The organism is Paenarthrobacter sp. NPDC058040 (assembly GCF_042885775.1).
In the GTDB taxonomy this organism is placed as follows: domain Bacteria; phylum Actinomycetota; class Actinomycetes; order Actinomycetales; family Micrococcaceae; genus Arthrobacter.
Genome location: NZ_JBHVRN010000009.1, coordinates 17,654 through 35,796, shown reverse-complemented (window position 1 = coordinate 35,796; position 18,143 = coordinate 17,654). Strand labels below are relative to the sequence as shown.

General features: G+C 66.9%; 19 protein-coding genes. 12 read left to right on the top strand and 7 right to left on the bottom strand.

Annotated elements, in window-relative coordinates; all coding sequences use genetic code 11:
• Positions 1–3: 3 nt before the first annotated feature.
• Complete coding sequence (locus ACFVSJ_RS13890; RefSeq protein ID WP_387437399.1) at positions 4–951, bottom strand: glycosyltransferase family 9 protein; 948 nt, start codon at positions 949–951, stop codon at positions 4–6.
• Positions 952–1,037: 86 nt separating this feature from the next.
• On the opposite strand from ACFVSJ_RS13890, the gene ACFVSJ_RS13885 reads away from it, so the two are divergent.
• Genes ACFVSJ_RS13885 through ACFVSJ_RS13855 form a run of 7 tightly spaced genes read left to right on the top strand, consistent with a single transcriptional unit; the run spans position 1,038 to position 7,783 of the window.
• A complete protein-coding gene (locus tag ACFVSJ_RS13885; RefSeq protein ID WP_387437397.1) occupies positions 1,038–1,598 on the top strand; it encodes a D-glycero-alpha-D-manno-heptose-1,7-bisphosphate 7-phosphatase in 561 nt (186 codons plus the stop codon).
• A complete protein-coding gene (locus ACFVSJ_RS13880; protein WP_387437396.1) occupies positions 1,595–2,677 on the top strand; it encodes a glycosyltransferase family 9 protein in 1,083 nt (360 codons plus the stop codon). Before ACFVSJ_RS13885 ends, ACFVSJ_RS13880 begins: the two co-directional genes overlap by 4 nt.
• The gene (locus ACFVSJ_RS13875; protein ID WP_387437395.1) at positions 2,674–3,729 is read left to right on the top strand and encodes a glycosyltransferase; all 1,056 of its coding nucleotides are present in this window, start codon (positions 2,674–2,676) and stop codon (positions 3,727–3,729) included. The genes ACFVSJ_RS13880 and ACFVSJ_RS13875 overlap by 4 nt, the downstream gene beginning before the upstream one ends.
• Positions 3,726–4,994, top strand: a complete 1,269-nt coding sequence (locus ACFVSJ_RS13870; RefSeq protein ID WP_387437393.1) for a glycosyltransferase — start codon at positions 3,726–3,728, stop codon at positions 4,992–4,994. The genes ACFVSJ_RS13875 and ACFVSJ_RS13870 overlap by 4 nt, the downstream gene beginning before the upstream one ends.
• A 23-nt stretch (positions 4,995–5,017) precedes the next feature.
• Positions 5,018–5,656 carry an SIS domain-containing protein gene (locus ACFVSJ_RS13865; protein WP_387437639.1) on the top strand — a complete coding sequence of 213 codons (639 nt, stop codon included), beginning with the start codon at positions 5,018–5,020 and terminating at the stop codon, positions 5,654–5,656.
• Positions 5,653–7,056, top strand: coding sequence for a PfkB family carbohydrate kinase (locus tag ACFVSJ_RS13860; RefSeq protein ID WP_387437392.1), 1,404 nt, complete (start codon positions 5,653–5,655; stop codon positions 7,054–7,056). Before ACFVSJ_RS13865 ends, ACFVSJ_RS13860 begins: the two co-directional genes overlap by 4 nt.
• 31 nt (positions 7,057–7,087) lie before the next feature.
• Complete coding sequence (locus tag ACFVSJ_RS13855; protein ID WP_387437391.1) at positions 7,088–7,783, top strand: SDR family oxidoreductase; 696 nt, start codon at positions 7,088–7,090, stop codon at positions 7,781–7,783.
• Here ACFVSJ_RS13855 and ACFVSJ_RS13850 read toward each other — a convergent pair.
• Entirely contained in the window at positions 7,749–8,891 is a 1,143-nt protein-coding gene (locus ACFVSJ_RS13850; RefSeq protein ID WP_387437389.1) for a glycosyltransferase family 9 protein, read from the bottom strand. The genes ACFVSJ_RS13855 and ACFVSJ_RS13850 overlap by 35 nt on opposite strands.
• A gap of 154 nt (positions 8,892–9,045) precedes the next feature.
• On the opposite strand from ACFVSJ_RS13850, the gene rfaE2 reads away from it, so the two are divergent.
• Positions 9,046–10,584, top strand: coding sequence for a D-glycero-beta-D-manno-heptose 1-phosphate adenylyltransferase (gene rfaE2 / locus ACFVSJ_RS13845; protein ID WP_387437388.1), 1,539 nt, complete (start codon positions 9,046–9,048; stop codon positions 10,582–10,584).
• A gap of 14 nt (positions 10,585–10,598) precedes the next feature.
• Positions 10,599–11,633, top strand: coding sequence for an NAD-dependent epimerase/dehydratase family protein (locus ACFVSJ_RS13840; RefSeq protein ID WP_387437386.1), 1,035 nt, complete (start codon positions 10,599–10,601; stop codon positions 11,631–11,633).
• Here the strand turns inward: ACFVSJ_RS13840 and ACFVSJ_RS13835 are convergent, their stop codons facing one another.
• Positions 11,634–12,713 carry an aromatic acid exporter family protein gene (locus ACFVSJ_RS13835; RefSeq protein ID WP_387437385.1) on the bottom strand — a complete coding sequence of 360 codons (1,080 nt, stop codon included), beginning with the start codon at positions 12,711–12,713 and terminating at the stop codon, positions 11,634–11,636.
• 175 nt (positions 12,714–12,888) lie between these two features.
• On the opposite strand from ACFVSJ_RS13835, the gene ACFVSJ_RS13830 reads away from it, so the two are divergent.
• From ACFVSJ_RS13830 to ACFVSJ_RS13820, 3 genes are read left to right on the top strand one after another with little or no spacing between them, the layout of a single operon-like run.
• Positions 12,889–13,947 (top strand): hypothetical protein, encoded by a 1,059-nt coding sequence (locus tag ACFVSJ_RS13830; RefSeq protein ID WP_387437384.1) that lies wholly within the window; start codon positions 12,889–12,891, stop codon positions 13,945–13,947.
• Positions 13,944–14,375, top strand: a complete 432-nt coding sequence (locus ACFVSJ_RS13825; protein ID WP_387437383.1) for a phage holin family protein — start codon at positions 13,944–13,946, stop codon at positions 14,373–14,375. The genes ACFVSJ_RS13830 and ACFVSJ_RS13825 overlap by 4 nt, the downstream gene beginning before the upstream one ends.
• Positions 14,372–14,947, top strand: coding sequence for a DUF3618 domain-containing protein (locus ACFVSJ_RS13820; protein WP_387437382.1), 576 nt, complete (start codon positions 14,372–14,374; stop codon positions 14,945–14,947). The genes ACFVSJ_RS13825 and ACFVSJ_RS13820 overlap by 4 nt, the downstream gene beginning before the upstream one ends.
• Positions 14,948–15,016: 69 nt before the next feature.
• Here ACFVSJ_RS13820 and ACFVSJ_RS13815 read toward each other — a convergent pair whose 3' ends face one another.
• From ACFVSJ_RS13815 to ACFVSJ_RS13800, 4 genes are all read right to left on the bottom strand, one after another.
• A complete protein-coding gene (locus ACFVSJ_RS13815) occupies positions 15,017–15,616 on the bottom strand; it encodes a hypothetical protein (protein ID WP_387437381.1) in 600 nt (199 codons plus the stop codon).
• 73 nt (positions 15,617–15,689) lie between these two features.
• Positions 15,690–16,247 carry a hypothetical protein gene (locus ACFVSJ_RS13810; RefSeq protein ID WP_387437380.1) on the bottom strand — a complete coding sequence of 186 codons (558 nt, stop codon included), beginning with the start codon at positions 16,245–16,247 and terminating at the stop codon, positions 15,690–15,692.
• A 42-nt stretch (positions 16,248–16,289) separates the two neighbouring features.
• A complete protein-coding gene (locus ACFVSJ_RS13805) occupies positions 16,290–17,066 on the bottom strand; it encodes a hypothetical protein (RefSeq protein WP_387437379.1) in 777 nt (258 codons plus the stop codon).
• Positions 17,063–18,043 (bottom strand): hypothetical protein, encoded by a 981-nt coding sequence (locus ACFVSJ_RS13800; RefSeq protein ID WP_387437378.1) that lies wholly within the window; start codon positions 18,041–18,043, stop codon positions 17,063–17,065. The genes ACFVSJ_RS13805 and ACFVSJ_RS13800 overlap by 4 nt, the downstream gene beginning before the upstream one ends.
• Positions 18,044–18,143: the final 100 nt, after the last annotated feature.

Below are 18,143 nucleotides of genomic sequence, written 5' to 3'. Positions count from 1 at the left end.
TGCTCAGCAACGGAGACGATCAACCGCCGCGAGGACATCACCCACGGTCACCGCCAGGAGCGCCGGGTCCGGATCGGCGGCAAAAACGTCGCCGCGGCGATGTTCGACGGCGGTGAGCACTTCATGCGGTCCGGGCGGCGGACCCCATTCTTCGACCGGCGCTGGGCCGAAGAGCACCACGGAAGGCCGCGCATACGCCGAGGCCAAGTGCGCGGCCCCTGTGTCCGCCGAAACCACAAGCCGTGCCTCCGCGATGGTTGCCGCGAACTCCGCGAGCCCCTGTCGCCCAGCCAGCACACCGCCGTCGTGCGTTCCGCCCAGGTTCGCCAGAGCCCATGTCTGCTGGGCCCTTTCCCGCTCGGAGGCGCCGCCGGTGAACACGATGTCGTGGCCAGCATGCGCAAGCCCGGTGGCCACCTCCGCGAAGCGTTCCACCGGCCACAACCTGCTGCCGTAGGCAGCGCCGACGTGGATCACAGTGGCTCCTGGCCGGCTCGAGCGGACGGCGGGCGGGTTGAGCCGGTAATCCAGGGGATCGGCGTCGATGCCATGCCAGTTGAGCAGGCGCGTCCAGCGCTCACGCTCGTGGAGGCCGGTGATCCACTCCGGTCCTTCCAGCCCTTGGGAGCGGTGGGCGAGGACGCGTCGGGCATGGAGTTCCTGGATTCGTTGGCGGCTTTCCGGACCGTTCCCGTGGAGGTTCACGGCCACGTCCACGGACCCCGGCGCGAGGGCCAAGGGCTGGTCCAGGCCTGGAGTGGCCAGGTGGTGGATACCCCCGATGAGATCCACGGCCTCGGCAACCCACGCCGGTGCGGCGTACAGGATCCGGTGATCCGGAAATGCCCGTTGCAACCCGCGGAGGGCGGGCACGGCAACCAACAGGTCACCGAGTTTCAGGGCACGCAAGGCAAGTAGAACGGGTTCTCCGTCGCTTTCAACGTTGTTCAAAGTGGCCTCCCGATAGGAGTCTAGCGGCAGGAAATCTCTCTCCGGCCAGCTGTTTAGGGGAAGGGGAACTGGGGAACCTTGCCGGTATGGGAGGAACCGGAACGTTGAAGGCGGTCCTGTTTGACCGCGATGGAACGCTGGTGGTCGATGTGCCATACAACGGCGACCCACGGCTGGTGCGGCCCATGGAGAGTGCCCGTTCGGCCGTTGCGAGGGTGCGCAGCGCCGGGCTGGCCACAGGTGTGGTGAGCAACCAGTCGGGAGTTGCCCGGGGGCTGTTGACGTTGCCCCAGGTGCACGCCGTGAATCAGCGTGTGGACGAACTCCTGGGGCCGTTCGACGTGTGGGAAGTGTGTCCGCACGGGCCAGGGGATGGCTGCGAATGCCGCAAGCCGGCACCTGGCATGATCCACAAGGCTTGCGAAGCCCTGCGTATCCGGCCTTCCGAAGCTGCCGTCATTGGAGACATCGGTGCCGACGTGCTGGCCGCCAAGGCAGCCGGAGCCCGGGCCGTCCTTGTTCCAACACCCGTGACCCGCGAGGAGGAGATCGAGGCCGCAGACGTTGTGGCCAATGATCTGTGGCAAGCGGTTGAGCTGCTGCTGGCAGCGGCGGGACCCGCCACGACGCCGGATGCGCCTGCATGAGCCGCGTCCTGGTGGCCAGGCTGGACAGCATGGGCGACGTCCTGGTTTCAGGCCCGGCAGTGCGCGCTGCAGCGAACGGACGCAGGCCGGACGGCAGCAGGCCCAACGATGTCGTGCTGTTGTGTGGTCCCGAGGGAACCGGCGCCGCGGAGATGCTCCCGGGCGTGACGGAAGTCCACACCTGGCCGTGTCCGTGGATCGTGAACCCTGCCCCGCCCGTGACCGAGGGGTTGACCAATGGCCTGATCGACTTCGTCCGCAACTCCCGGATCGAGGAAGCCGTGATCCTCACATCCTTCCATCAATCCCCACTGCCCCTGGCCATGATGCTTCGCCTGGCCGGGGTCCAACGGATCACGGGCGCCTCCACGGACTATGCCGGATCCCTGCTCGATGTACGGCTCAAACCGGGCGAGCACTTCCCGGAGGACCAGCCCGAACCCGTGCGCGCCCTCGGCATCGCCCAAGCCGCGGGCTTCGAACTTCCGCAGGGTGATGACGGGAAACTCCACGTCACTTCCAGCGCGGACGAACTGCCCAAGGAGCTGGCCGGGGAGGGCCAATACATCGTGGTCCATCCCGGTGCGGCTGCCCCCGCCAGGGCCTGGCCGGTACTCCATCATGCGGCCGCGGTGGAACTCCTCGAAGCCTATGGCCACAGGGTTGTGGTCACGGGTGGGCCGAACGAAACGTCGCTCACCGCGACCGTGGCCGGGCCGTCGGCCCTGGATCTCGGCGGCAAGACTCCTCTGCGCACGCTGGCGGCGGTACTGGAAGGTGCCGCCGTCGTGGTTACCGCCAATACGGGACCCGCGCACCTGGCCGCGGCAGTCGGCACGCCGGTGGTGTCCCTCTTCGCGCCCGTGGTTCCGGCCATCCGGTGGGCGCCGTATGGGGTGCCCATGGAACTCCTGGGCGACCAGGAAGCGGCCTGCAAGAACTCGCGGGCGCGCACCTGCCCTGTCCCCGGACATCCCTGCCTGAGTTCAGTAACGCCGGAGCAAGTGGTTGAAGCCGTGGAACGGCTGCTCGGCGGCGTCTCCTCCCTGGCCACTCGACGAAAGGTGTGGAAACCATGAGGATCCTGGTGTGGCACGTCCACGGCGGATGGATGGAAGCCTTCGTCCGCGGACAGCATGAATACCTCCTTCCAGTAGAGCCCGACGGCGGTCCCTGGGGTTTGGGGCGCGGCGGCCGCGACTGGCCGGCGACCGCCGTCGAAGTGGACCTCGCGACGCTGGACCCGGACAGCGTGGACGCAGTGGTCCTGCAGCGGCCAGACGAGATCGCAGCTGTGGCCCGCATGCTGGGACGCAGGCCAGGGCTGGACCTTCCCGCCGTCTATGTGGAGCACAACACCCCCAAGGGCGATGTGCCTTTCACCATCCATCCAATGGCCGACCAGCACACCATCCCGGTGGTCCACGTGACCCACTTCAACCGGCTGTTCTGGGACACGGGGTCCGCGGGCACCGTGGTGATCGAACACGGCATCCCGGACCCCGGACGCCTGTATGCCGGTGACCGGGAGGAGATGGGTGTCGTAGTGAACGAGCCGGTGCGGAGGGGTCGGGTCACGGGGACGGATCTTCTTCCGGGCTTCGCCGGCGTTGGCCCGCTGCGCGTGTTTGGGATGGGCACGGAATCCCTCCCGGAAGCGCTGAACCTCAAAGGCTTCGGCCTCAGCGATGAACGGCTCAGGATAGCGGGAGACCTCCCGGCCCCGGAGCTCCACGCGGAACTGGCCCGCTGCCGCCTCTACCTGCATCCGCTCCGCTGGACCTCCCTGGGCCTGGCACTCCTGGAGGCGATGCACTTGGGCATGCCCGTTCTGGCGCTGGGAACCACGGAGGCGTACCGGGCCGTCCCGAGGGGTGCCGGGCTGGTTTCCAACGACCTCGAGGAACTCCAACGCTTCGCCAGGCGCCTTCTGGAGGACCCGGAGCATGCGTACGCCGTGGGATTGGTGGCCCGCGAGGCTGCCCTGGAGCGGTACGGGCTGGCCCGGTTCCTGGGCGACTGGGATGAACTCCTCGCGGACCTGGGCACGCTGCCCGCAGGACGCAATCCGTACACCGGAACGGAGCGCGCCGAACCACTAAGCCATGATGCAGAGAGGACACACCCATGAAGATCTCCATGGTTTCCGAACACGCCAGCCCACTGGCTGCGCTGGGAGGAGTGGATGCCGGCGGCCAGAACGTGCACGTCGCGGCGCTTTCCTCAAGCCTTGCCCGACGCGGCCACAACGTGACCGTGTACACGCGCCGCGACGATCCCGGTCTTCCCCCGAGGGTGCAGGTTGCCCCGGGGCTGGTGGTGGTGAATGTGGACGCCGGACCCGCCAGGCACATCCCCAAGGATGAACTCCTGCCATACATGGGCGCGCTCGCTGACGGCATGTGCGCCGATTGGGCCGGAGAAGTTCCGGACGTCATTCATGCCCACTTCTGGATGTCCGGACTCGCGGCCATCCAGGCCGCCCGACGTGCGGGGACAACGGACCCCGCACCCGTCGTCCAGACCTTCCACGCACTCGGTTCGGTCAAGCGACGCCACCAAGGAGCCGCCGACACCAGCCCGGCGGCCAGGGCTTGGCTTGAACCCTGGGTAGGGCGTACGGCCGACTGGGTGATCGCCACGTGCCCCGATGAAGTCTTTGAACTCAAGGCCCTGGGCATCGACACCGCCAAAGTCTCCATTGCGCCCTGCGGAGTGGACCTTATGCTCTTCGACGGAACGGCCGGGCCGGAGCCCAAAACCCGTACCCACAGGATCCTCAGCGTAGGCCGCTTGGTCCCACGGAAGGGCGTGGACCTGGTGATCCAAGCACTTCCGCTGTTGGGGCAGGCAGGCTATGACGACGTCGAACTCCTCATTGTCGGTGGTTCCGGTGATGCCCTCTCCTTGGAAGAAGACCCTGAAGCGCAACGGCTCCGTGCCCTCACCAAGGAACTGGGCGTCGAGGACAAAGTGACCATGCGGGGACAGGTTCCCCGTGATGCCATGCCGGGGATCTTCCGCAGCGCAGACGCCGTGGTCTGCGCACCATGGTACGAACCCTTCGGCATCGTGCCGCTCGAAGCGATGGCGAGCGGGGTGCCCGTGGTGGCCGCCGCCGTCGGGGGTTTGCGGGAGACCGTCGTCCACCAGGAAACCGGGCTGCACGTCCCGCCCCGCGACCCGGAGGCGATCGCCGACGCCCTGTCGGAGCTGCTTGCCGATCCCGCGCTGCGAGCCGAAATGGCCCGGACAGGGATGCACCGTGCCCGTTCGCGCTATTCCTGGGACCGCATCGCTGCCGAAACCGAAAAAGCATATCGATCCGTCCTCGCCGCCGGGCTCTCCCGCCAGGCCGGGGAAGGCCTCGAACCCCTGGAAGGAACGGCACTGTGAAAAGCCCGCTCAAATCCAAGGCCATCCCGGACACCGTGCCCGCAGGATGGGCTGAGCCCCGCGGACCCGCCAGCGAAGTGACCGCGCACTTGGACAACGTGCTGCCGGCCCTCGAATCCTTGCGCTCGCAGTCCGGCCGCTTGTCCGCGTGGGGCACCGAACTGGCCAGCCGGCTCCTGTCCGGCCAGCGCCTCCTCGCCGCCGGCAATGGCGGCTCGGCGGCCGAGGCCCAGCATCTCACCGCAGAACTCGTGGGCCGTTTCGACGGCGAACGGGCACCCTTCTCGGCAATCTCGCTGCACGCTGAAACATCCGCGGTTACGGCCCTGGCAAACGACTACGGATTCGAGGAAGTCTTCGCCCGGCAGGTCAGGGCCCACGGACGCGCCGGCGATGTGCTGATCCTCCTGTCCACCAGCGGCCGCAGCCCCAACCTCCTCAAAGCCGTCCGGGCCGCCAACGAACGCGGCATCGCAACGTGGGCACTGACCGGCCCCGGCCCCAATCCGCTGTCCGAAGCCTGCGATCAGGCCATCACCGTGGACGCCATCGCCGCGAACGCACAGGAGGGCCACTTGATCGCCGTCCATGCCGTGTGCCGTGCGTTCGACGCGGAGGTGGCGCGCCGTACGGGAACCGGTGGCCGTGGAGCTACGCCGTGAGGGTCACGGTAGTGGGGGACCTCCTCCTGGACGTGGACATCAACGGCTCCGCCACCCGGCTCAGCCCGGACGCGCCGGTTCCGGTGGTCGACGTCGCCGAGGTACGGCGTCGGGCGGGCGGCGCAGGGCTCGTCGCCACGCTCCTGAAGCGCGACGGGCACGACGTCACTTTGGTCACCGCCGTAGCGGACGACGACGGCGCGCGCCACCTCAGGCGGGCGCTGTCCGGGGTGCGCGTGCTCGCCGGAGCCCCCATGGCTCCCACCCCTACCAAGACGAGGGTGCGGATCGGTTCGCATCCGGTGGTCCGCTTTGACGAAGGCTGCTCGCCGGCTCCATCGCCGGCCTGCACGGAGGGGATGCTCAGTGCCATGGGCTCCGCGGACGCCATTGTGGTGGCCGATTATGGCCGGGGAATCACGTTCAACGAGGACATCCGGGGTGCACTCACCACAGCAGCGCACCGGATCCCTGTGGTGTGGGATCCCCATCCTTCCGGTTCACAGCCCGTTCCCGGGGTGGCAGTAGTAACGCCCAACCTCGCCGAAGCGAAAGCCCTCGCCAAAGCGGCCGGGTTGGCACCCCTGGTTGATCCCGGCAGGGGAAACAGCGAAGCCTGGACACAGCTGCGGGAACGCTGGAACAGCCATGCCGTCCTGATTACCAAGGGCGAAGACGGTGCTGTCCTGGTGGAAGCGAACGGTTCGCCCACCCACATTCCGGCGCCCCGGACCAGCGTTGATGATCCGTGTGGAGCCGGGGACCGCCTGGCGGGGAGCCTTGCAGCCTACCTCGGCCGCGGAGTCGCATTGACCGAAGCTGCCACCCGGGCCGTCGCCGATGCCTCAGCGTTCCTGGCCGAGGGCGGGGCCGCGTCGCTCGCGATGGACGCCGACGTGCCCGAGCCGGCTGCCGTCGTCGAGCTTTTCGCCGGCGGGCCCCAACCGCACGACGGCGTCCAACTCGCCCAAGACGTGCGGGCCGCGGGTGGAACCGTCGTTGCCACCGGAGGATGCTTCGACCTCCTGCACGCAGGCCACGCGCGGACCCTGGCCGCCGCGCGGGGGATGGGAGACTGCCTCATCGTGTGCCTGAACTCGGACCAATCCGTCCACCGGCTCAAGGGTGGCCACCGGCCCATCGTCAGCCAGGAGGACCGGGCCGAGCTCCTCCTCGCGTTGTCCAGCGTTGACGCCGTGCTGCTCTTCGACGAAGACACGCCGGAAGAGTGCCTGGCGCTCATCCGCCCGGACATATGGGTCAAGGGCGGCGACTACCAACCCGATGAACTGCCGGAAGCCCGGCTCCTGGCCAGGTGGGGAGGCCAATGCGTCACCGTGCCCTTCCATCCGGCCCGATCCACCAGCGGCTTGGCGGATGCACTCGCCAAAGTCGGCTGACACCAGCAGAACCGTCAACGAAAGGAACCGCATGAACACGCAAACACCTGGCCGCGTCATCGTTACCGGAGGCGGCTCCGGCCTTGGCGCCGCGATCGTGCAAGCGATCAGCAACGCCGGCGGCACCCCCGTGGTCTTCGATCGCGATGTCAGTAACGTCTCCGGTGCCAAGGCACTGGAAGTGGATGTCTCCAACCGGGAAGCCGTGGAAGCAGCGGTGAAGGAAGCCGCCGAGAGCCTCGGCGGCTTGGACGGAGTGGTGACCGCAGCCGGCATCGACAGGTGCGGCAAGCTGGGCGACGTCCCGGCGGCGGAGTGGGAAAAGGTGATCGGAGTAAACCTCCTGGGCACCGTTTCGACGGTCCGCGCCGCCCTGCCGTACCTCAAGGAATCCCGCGGCCGGGCCATCACCATCGCCTCCACCCTGGGCCTCCGGGCAGTCCCGGATGCCACCGCGTATTGCGCCTCCAAGTTCGGGGTGATCGGCTTCAGCCGGGCGCTCGCGGCGGAAACCGGGGGAGTCATCGGGGTCACCACCATCATCCCCGGCGGCATGAAGACGCACTTTTTCGACGACCGGGACGAGCAATACAAGCCGCAGGACGACTCAAAGCTCAATGATCCCGCCAACGTGGCGCAGGCCGTGGTCTTCGCCCTTTCGCAGCCGTTTGGCAGCGAGGTCCGCGAACTCCTTATCTGCCCCGCAGAAGAAGGCTCGTGGCCGTAAGGTCCCGAACGTCCTGAACAACGTCGGCCACGGCGATGCCCTCGATGAGGGTGTCGTCGTGGCCGCAGTGCGGTGCGGTCCAGCCCACCTGGGTCACGTCGGCCCCACACCGCGGGCACTGCGTCACCCACGACATGTGGATCCGGTGCAGGCTCCGTCCGCGTGGCCCGGCGTTCAATACGTTGCCCACCCAGAAGACCCCCACCGTTGGCGTCCCCAAGGCCTGGGCCAGGTGCCGGGGACCGCTGTCGCTGGCGAGCATCACCGACGCCTCGTGCAGCAACGCGGCCAGCCCACCGAGGTCCAGTTCGCCGGCCACTGAGCGCACGGCTTCGCGGTCCGTGCCCGTGACTTTTCCGCGTGCCAGCTCCGCGACTTCCTGTGCCAGGGCCATCTCTGACTCGTCCCCGACCACCAGGACCTGTGCGCCGTCCGCCGCGAGGCTCGCCGCGGCGTCAGCAAAGTACGACGCCGGCCATCGCCTTCGGGGATCGGTGGCACCAGGGTGCAGGGCCACCAGGGAAGTCCGTCGAGGGTCCCTCAGGCCGGTTGCCTGCTTCCTTGGCCGTACCAAAGGCGGCATGACGGTGGGCGCTCCGGCCAGGCCGGCCACCTCCAGCCAACGGTCGGGTTCGTTTTGGTAGTACACGTAGGGAAGGTTGCGCTCCAGGGCGTGGGCATCCGCGGTCTGCGTACCCACGCTATGGCGTGCACCCAGTTCCAGCAGGAACGGATTCGAATACCTGCCGCCGCCATGCATCTGGATCGCAACGTCGAACCTCTTCGCCCGCATGCCAGCCGCGAACGCCTTGCGCGCTTCAGCATTTTCGTCGCCGTCCCGGATTCCCTTGGCGAACGGAAGGATTTCCACGTGGTCCACCGGGCTTTCAATTGCCTCCACGAATGTGGCGTGGATGGGTGTTCCCAAGAGGGTGATCTCCGCCGAGGGGTAGGCCCCCTTCAGGGCATGCAGCGCCGGATAGATGTAAAGAAGGTCGCCCAGTCCGCCGCCGCGCAGTACCGCGATCCGCTCGACGCCCGGGAACTTCTCCAGCACGGGACCCACCCCGGCCGCCAGGGAGCTGACCGGTTCCGGGGGAGTGCCCATGAATGCGTCCCTTCGTCGAGCAATAGCAGGCTTTGCTGAATCCAGCCGGGCAGCACAGGCCTGCCCGGAAAACTGTTGTCCGTGCGTGTGAAGCACCTGCGGCGGGGTACCTGAGGGGAAGCAGGAAGTTGCCGCCTCAACCGGAAGGTACCCCATGGCACGCCTCTCCAATCAAGAAGGCCTGGCCGAGTGGCTGCCGGGCCGTTTGGCAGACGAACACCCCACCATCACCGTTGTTGGCGATGCCATCCTTGATGGCTGGTGGGACGGGCTGATCGAGCGTTTTTGCCGCGAAGCCCCCGCACCCGTTGTCCAAGTCAAACGCCGCGACTTCGCCCCCGGCGGGGCCGCGAATACTGCCGTAAACCTTGCCGCGCTCGGCGCCCATGTGCGCTTCCTGTCCATCGTCGGCGAGGACAGTGCAGGACGGGAGTTGATGGACCGGCTCGCGGCGGCCGGAGTGGACGTCGGGTCCGTGGTGCGCCACCCTTCAATGGTCACCACCACCAAGTACAGGGTGAGCAGTGCCGGGCAAGTCATGCTCAGGCTCGACGACGAATCCCCCGAGGTTCCCGAGGATGGCCTGGAGCAACTCGCTGACGCCCTCCCTGCTGCGCTTGCGGATTCGGACGCCCTGATGATCTGCGACTACGGGGCAGGCGCCGTGGAAGGGCCGGTCCGTGCGTCGCTGCTGAAGCTGCTGGGCGCCACATCCGAGGGGCAAGCCGGCCCTGCGCGGTCCGGCACGTTCGTGGTGGTTGATGCCCACCACCCGGAGCGTTGGGCGGAGCTCACGCCGGATCTGGCCACGCCGAATGCCCAGGAAGCGGCCCTGCTGCTGGGCGTCGAACTCCCGGGCGGAGCCGCACGCTGCCCGTTCCTGGAAGCCCACGCGGACCAACTCCTTGCCGCCTCGGGTGCCGCCGCCGTCGTCGTGACGTTGGACCGTGACGGCACGCTGACGGTGCGCCGGGAAAGTCATGGGGACGTGGCCATCCACCGAACGTGGGCGCAGCCGGAAACCGAGAAGCAGGCGTCCGGCGCCGGTGACACCTTTGTTGCCGCCCTGACCCTGGCCCGTTCGGCGGGACTGCCGCTGACCACCAGCGTGGACCTGGCCCAGGCCGCGGCGGATGTGGTGGTGCACCGGCCCGGAACCTCCGTCTGCAGTACGGAGGAACTGTCCCGCCATTTGCGCGGGTTCGCAGATACGGCACTGAGCGCCGGCGAGCTTGCCAAACAGGTGGCCGAAGACCGCCAGGAAGGCCGCAGGATTGTCCTCACCAACGGATGTTTCGACGTCCTGCACAGGGGCCACACCCGCTACCTCAACCAAGCTAAGCAACTGGGGGATGTCCTGGTGGTGGCACTCAACAGCGATTCGTCCGTCCGCCAACTGAAGGGCCCGGACCGTCCCGTGAACCACGAGGCCGACCGTGCCGCCGTGATTGCCGCACTCAGTTGCGTGGACCATGTCACGGTATTCGACACGCCCACGCCCATACCGCTCATCGAAATCCTGCAGCCGGACGTCTACGCCAAGGGTGGGGACTACACGCCGGAGATGCTTGCCGAAACCGAGGCCGTGGAACGCTACGGCGGCACGGTGACCATCCTGGACTACGTGCCGGAGCACTCCACCTCGGCGGTGCTGCAGCGGATCCGCTCAACCGGCGAGTCCAGCAATCATTAGGGGAGGACAAATCCATGCGTATCGTGATTACCGGGGCCACGGGCAACGCCGGAACAGCGCTCCTGAGGCGTTTACAAGCGGCCCGCTCGGAAGAAGGCGAGGATCTTGACCTCGTGGGAATTTCCCGCAGGGAGCCGGACTTGAGTTCGGCCCCGTACAAAGGAGTGGAGTGGCACTGCCTGGACGTCGGCGACTACCGGGAGCGTGAGGCGTTGGAGGCGGCCTTCGCCGGAGCCGACGCCGTGGTGCACCTCGCGTGGCTGATCCAACCCAACCACAAGCGGAAGCTCCTCCGCCGGACCAACGTCGCCGGGACGGGACACGTTCTGGCTGCCGCCGCGAACGCCGGAGTGAAGCACGTTGTGTGTGCCTCGTCCGTGGGCGCTTACTCGCCGGCACCCAAAGACCAGCGAACCAAGGAAGCGTGGCCTGCGGCCGGCGTCAAAGGCTCGCACTACAGCGTGGACAAGGCTGCCCAGGAGCGCTTGCTGGACAACTTCGCCAAGGAACACCCGGAGATCGTAGTGGCCCGGCTGCGCCCCGGGCTCATCTTCACCGCGGAAGCCGGGAGCGAGGTGGGTCGGTACTTCCTGGGTCGCGTCCTCCCGAAGCTCCTCCCGCGCAGGCCGTGGCTGCCGCTCCTGCCGCTGCCCAGGGAGCTCGTCTTCCAGGCCGTCCATGCCGACGACGTTGCCGATGCCTACTGGCGCGTCCTGCAGCAACGCGCCGAAGGTGCCTTTAACGTCGCTGCCGAACCCGTGCTGGACCCCAATGCGCTGGCGTGGATCCTGAAGGCCAAGCGCCACTTGCCATTGCCGCTCGCGGTGCTGCGCGCCGTCGTCGATATCTCCTGGCGCCTGCGCGTGCAGGTGACCGACGCCGGTTGGGTGGACATGGCGGCCGGGGCACCGATCATGGACACCGGCCGCGCGCGGACCCTGCTCGGATGGATGCCGCACAAATCGTCGTTGGAGGCGCTCGCCGAGATCCTGGATGGACTCGGCGCCGGAGCCGGACGGAAGGCGTCGCCGCCGCTCACGCCCCGCTGATCATTCGGAGGACAACACGGTAATCATCCGCCGCAGGCTCATGGCCACCGAGGCTGCGGCGTTCACCGAAGCCTGGCCCGCAGCGGCCTCGTTGACGGCGTCTCCGAGCGCCGCTACGCGGTCCCGCGCCTTATCCAGCCTGTTCTGTAGGTCCCGGTCCTCGCCATTGCGCCACTGCTCGATCACGGCCGCCACGGACTCCAAGGCTTCCGAAAGGTTGCCCAGCACGCCGTCCGGAAGCACCGTGTCAGCGCCTTCTTCCCAGATCACGCTGGCCAGGACGTCGGTGATGTCCTGTACATGGAAGGTCAACCGTTCCATGGTCCGGAGGCCTGCAAGATCGTGCGGGAGGCGGCGCGCACGACGACGGGACCTGGGATTCGCCTTGGTGCTTAGTTCCGCTTCCAGCACCGCAGTCCGGACGGTTGACGCTGTTGTGGACAGTTCGCCGCTGCGGCTTGCCCACGCCTCGTGGTCCGGAGGCCAGGACTCCTCCATGGCACGCGCCATGTCCTTGAGTTGCCGGGAGAGTGCACCCCTGTGACCGGCCAGTGCGGGGTCGATCCCCTCCAAGTGGAGGGGCGGAAACACCAGCCAGTTCACCGCGAACCCAACGGCCACGCCCATGGCCATCTGCAGGACGTAGGCGAAGGAGAAGCTCTCGGCATTGGAATCGCCCAGGACCAGCACAAAGAGCGCGGCCATGGGGATCCACTCCGAGGCGGACCCAAGCCGGGGGAGGCCGCCAATCAGGACGCCGAGTCCAACCACGAGCGCCACTGAGAAGGCAGTGGGTGCCGCCACGGTGGTCACGGCGAAGGCCATGCCGATGCCCAGGGCCAGGCCCAGGAGGCTCTGCAGCCCGTGCTTGGCGCTTGCTGCCACTGTCGGATGCATGCTGACGAGCGCACCGAGCGGGGCGTAGTACGGGTAGGCGGCGGCCGGCCCGGGCATGAGAGGCGCCAGGTACCAGGCGAGTCCTGCGGCCAAGGCGGTCTTGGCGGCGAACAGCAATCGGTGGCGGGTAACGGATTGTCGAAGCGCGGACGTCAGCCGCTGCCGGATGGGCATGTGGCTCATGGTTCCAACGTAGGCAGGTGGGTTGTTGCGTGTCGAGAGGGCATCTCAGCTTCCAAATTCCGGCGAAATTGCTGCGATTGAATCCGCGGTGAGGGGGTACACACCAACTGATAGTAACGATACTTACTATCCCGGCTGCTGTCCGCAGCCTGCCAACTGTGGAAAGAGAGCGACAATGACCGAGAGCCAATCGCCGCAGGACGGAAGCTTCGCGGCGCCACGCAACGCGGTCCCTGCCGGGACCGATCCCTATTCCGGAAGTTACCTGGACGAGCCTGTTGACTACGACGCAGCTACCGGCGAGTCGACAACCACGGGGTACCAGACCGGTTCCACCACTCAAGCACGGCCTGATTCCGGCTCCGGCACCGTTGAAAGTGCCAAGCAGGAAGCGGCAGGCGTGGCCGATGTTGCCAAGGACGCCGCAGGCGGGGTGGTGGATACAGCCAAGGACGAGGCCGCCAATGTAGCCCAGGAGGTCAAGCTCAATGCCCGCCAACTCCTCACCCAGACCAAGGGCGAACTGACCGAACAAGCAGCCACCCAACAGCAGCGCGTCGCCGAGGGGCTTCGGTCCATCTCCGACGAACTGTCCACCATGGCCAACGCATCCCAGGATGGTGGCGTTGCTACCGACCTGGTGCAGCAGGCCGCCGACCGGTCCTCCTCGGTGGCCCACTGGCTGGAAAACCGCGATCCCGGTTCGCTGCTGGACGAGGTCAAGGGCTTCGCCCGCCGCAAGCCTGGCACGTTCCTGCTCCTCGCCGCGGGTGCTGGCGTGCTTGCAGGGCGCTTGGGCCGCGGGATGGCCGGAAACGCCAGTGATGGTTCAGGTTCTTCCGCACCTTCCGGTTCCGCCGCAACCGGGGCATCCCGCTCGGGGAACTACCCCGGCACGGCAGGAGCGGTACCGCCGCCCGCCGTCGACCTTCCCGGTCCGGAGGCAACGACGGCCAGTTACGGTACCGGCACGGGTGCCAACACCGGCTCGGCGTATGGCACCGCTGGCGGAGTCACGGCCGCTGGAGGCGCCGCAGGTGCCGCGGGCTACGGCGCGGGAACCATCGGCGAAAATGCGGGCACGGCGGGTTACGACGCCGGAACAACCGGCGGCTTGGACGGCTCAACGGCCGCGTATCCGCAGGGTGACCAGGAAGGGCTCAAGTCGCAGGGCGATCCGCTGGCAGATCCCCTGGACGACCCCGACAGCCCGGAATACGGAGGTCCCCGATGAGCAGTCCCGCCGACCTCCCTCCCACCCAAGCCCACATCAAAGCGGAAACCCAGCCGCTGGGAGAGCTCCTCAGCGACCTGACCAGCGATGTTTCCACCTTGATGCGGCAGGAAGTGGAGCTGGCCAAGGCTGAGCTCAAGGAGTCGGCCACCAAGGCAGGGAAAGGCGCCGGCATGCTCGGCGGCGCCGCCTGGGCCGGGCATTTGGCCGTGGTCTTCCTGTCCCTGGCGCTCTGGTGGGCGCTCGGCCAGCTGGTCGGCCTGGGCTGGTCCGCCGTGATCGTTGCCGTCCTTTGGGGCATCGTCGCGGCTGTGCTGGCCAGTCTTGGCCGGAAGGAACTGAAGACCATCAAGGGCATGCCGCGCACAGCCGAGACCGTCAAGGAAATCCCACCAACGCTCAAACCGAATACTGAGGAGACACGATGACGCAGAACCCCGACGCCCTGCGCGCCGACATCGAAGCCACCCGCCGGCGGCTCAGTACCAACGTTGACGCCGTAGCTGACAAGGTGACGCCGTCGCACATCGTCCATCGCAGGGTGGACCGCATCAAGACCGCTGTCTTCGGTGCGACGGACGACGTTCATGGCAGGGCAAACAACGCGGCCCACAGCGCCCACGACGCCGTCACCGATGTTGCCTCGAACATTGGTGACACCCCTGAGGTGATCACGCGGAAGACCCAGGGAAGCCCGGTGGCCGCGGGACTGATCGCTTTCGGTGCAGGCCTCTTGCTCTCGGCCCTCTTCCCGCCATCGGAGAAGGAACGCGAAGCGGCACAGGCGGTCAAGGAAGCAGCACAACCCTTGACCGATGAGTTGAGCCACGCCGCGAAGGAAGTGGCGGAGCACCTTAAGGAGCCGGCCACGGAGGCAGTCCAGAACGTCAAGGAAACCGCCACCGAGGCGGCTGCCAACGTCAAGGATGAGGGCCAGGCTGCGGCTGCCGATGTCCAGGACCGTGCCGCGACGGCTAAGGACAACCTGGGCAACCCATAACCCAACTGAGTCGCAGATCAGGCCGTTCTGAGCGCTGGGAACGGCCTGATCTGCTACCTGCATGGGTGCTTAACGGACGTCCAGGATCAGCTGCAGCAAGCGGGCAGCGGCCGGGCGTGCCGCGTGTTCTTCGCTCCACTGTGCGCGGGCCAAGGCTTTGCTGACGGCCTGCGTGGTGATGCCGAGTTCCTGCGCCACGGCTTTCTGCTGGCCGCGGACTCCCGGCGTGAGCAGGTCCAGGACACGCCATTCCGCCGCGCTCCTGTGTTGGACGATATGTCCTAACAGACGCAGCACTGCTTCCGCTTCAGCCGCTTGGGCCGGGAAGGGACCATCGACCGCCACCGGCACTCGTTCCTTGCTGTTCCGAAGCCGGTCGACGGCCCTCCGCGCATAGACCAGGCCGTGTCCGGAGGCATCCTTGACCAGGTTGGGCAGCGGCTCATTGATGGGGCCAACGCCGATCCCCACGTACCATTGGCCGCTGCGGAGTGCGATCAATGCCGAGTCGACGGCTTGGTGGCTGGAATCGACGATGCCCTGCACTTCGTCCTCAACCGAGCGGTCAAAGTCGAGCCGGGCCGGGATGTGGCGCAAGTCCTTGAGGAGCTTGGGCACCAGATCGCCGTCGCGGCGGCTGTCGCGTTGGTTGATGGTCAGCGTGAACATAATGGATCAAATGCTACCGGCAGGTAGCCGCTCTGCAAGGGCTTGATTTTGCGATCGTGAGCTTGCCAAGCAGTTAGGGCCGCGCATCCGGAACGGGCTGCTGGCCTTGTGCAAGACCCGAGCGACGGTCGATCGCCGCAAACTTGGGGTCCCACGTGTCGCCGGAACCACCGCTGACGGCAGAGGCAATCACCATGACCACGAAGAACGGGAAGAAGGACCAGCAGATGGCGCGCCATCCGCCCAGCCAGGCTCCCGCCGTCGTGCCGTCTTTGATCCGGACCGAGCGCATTCCGGCGGCGGCGTCCCCGACGCTTCCGGCGGTTCCCCAGATCATGCCGTACGCAAACAGTCCCACGAACCAGAGGATGACGTAGAGCGTCAGCCAGAAGCCGTCGTTGAAAGCCAGGAGCGAGCCGCTGTTCATCATGGCATTGCGGGCAACCGCAGCGATGACGGCAAGGACGCTATATCCCGCCAGGAACACCAAGGCATCCAGTACGCGACCCCAAAAGTGGGCACCTCCGGACGCCTTGACGTAGTACTGTCCTGTTTCCGTGTGGTGGCGGACGGGCCTGCCGTTGGCGGCGTCGACAAGTCCTGTAGCGGTTTCAAACTTTGACGTGCTCATGTGGGCTTTCAGTTCGACGACGGTTGGTCGGCTCGGGATGCGTCAGGACAGTCCGGCGAGGCTGCCCAGGATGCCGGCCAGCGTGGCTGCGGACGTTTCCTTCACTTCGAGCGAAACGGTTTCACCTTCCACGCGCGGCGTCAGGACCTGCACGCCGTTCGGACCGGTGTACACGGTGACCGTGGGGAACTCGTTGGTGTCGGTGTTGAAGGCCACCACGTTGCTGGCAGCTTCGGTGTCGGCCAGGGCAGTTGCAGCGTGTTCCTCGAACTGGGGCTCCGTGAAGAGCCGGGCTTCGGAATCGCGCTGGGCGGCACCCTTGGGATCCACGAACTCCGCGAGCCGGGGGACAAGCTGGTCCCGGGTGACGACCGTGAACCCGTGCAGCCCGCCGTCGTCCACTTCCTCCAGCAAAACGCCGTCGTCGTGCACATAGCCGTACAGCCAGCGCTTGCCCGTGGACACCGTGCGTTCCACGGAGACCACGCTGTTGCCGCTGCGGCGCAGGGTGAGGGCTCCAGTGATTTCCTCGGTGGCGTGCAGGCGCGTGGGTTCGCTTTCGCCCTCGAAGATCACCGGGTACACCAGTTCCTTGGCGAGCAGCCCGCGCAGGGCCACGGCGCACATGAGTTCCTTGCTGGCGTCCTGTGCAGACAGCCAGGGCAGCGCCACGATTTGCTCGTGCTGCACGCCGTCCAACGCCACAACTTCCTCGTCGGTCAGCGTGGGCAGGGCGGCGCCACCGGCACTCGCCGAACCAAGGACCTTGGCCGCGGACTCAATGTCCCGCGCAGTCCATTTCATGGTGTTGGTGGTCATCCGAATATCCCTCCGACAAAGTTTCCGACTGACTTGGCGGCATTACCGACCCCGTCTGCCACCTTACTGCCTACGTCCTTGGCGAAGTTGCCCACCTCCTTGGCCCCGTCCGCGATGTAGCTGCCGGGGTTGCGGGCAAAGTTGGTGATGGAGTCCCAGTTATCGGCCACGAGGTTGCCCAGCGCCCACGCGCCGGCGACGATGCCGGCTCCGATCACGATTGGAGCTCCAATGGGTCCCAACATGGCCGCACCGCCCGCGGTCATGAGCATGATGCTGCCCACGCCGCCCACCACGGAAAGGCCACCCGCCACGCGGTCGCCGGTGCCCCGCCAGCCGTCGTGTTCGGGGCTGACCATGTCGCTGATGCCGCCCACGATGTTTAGGGGCGCAGCCAGGGCCCCGGCCACGCGGAGGCCCTTGGAGAACTTGCTCGCATCCTGGAAAGCCTGGCTGTAGGGGATGTTGGCCTTGAGGTCCGTGATGACGTCGGTGATCTTCTCGCCATTCCGCAGCGCGGTGAGGGCATCCTTGACCACGGTTCCGCCGGCGCTCCAGTTGGTGAGGACCTCGCGCGTCTTGGCGAAGTCCTGCCAGCCGAGCTTGCCCAGCTTGTACGCCGCCCAGAGCTGGGAGCCGAGGTCCTTGACGCCCATGCCGGTCTCGTAGACATCCGTGAGCACGCCCACTGAGCTGCGGGAACCGTCATTATGGCTGGCGAATTCCTGCTGGTTGGCGTTCTTCTTCAGCAGGCCCGCGTTGTCGCGCAGCATGTTGGCTGCCTTGACCAGGCTCTGCCGGTGCTGGCTGTTCCAGTCGTTCTTGAACATGGTGGCGTCCCGGCCCTGCCAGGCGTTGGCCGAATTGATGGCGTTGGTCAGTTGTGCGCTTTGCATGGTGATCGCATCCGCGGCCTTGCCCATCACGCCGGCCAGACTGCGAAGCTGCGCGATGTCAGCGCCATAGAACCCAGCCATGTGTTACCCCTTTTTATGCATGAGTGGTGTGAGTCGAAGAGTCGCGTCCCAGCCTAAGTGCAGCTGGCACGGGGCGCGATGGGGAGCGGTGCCCATGTGG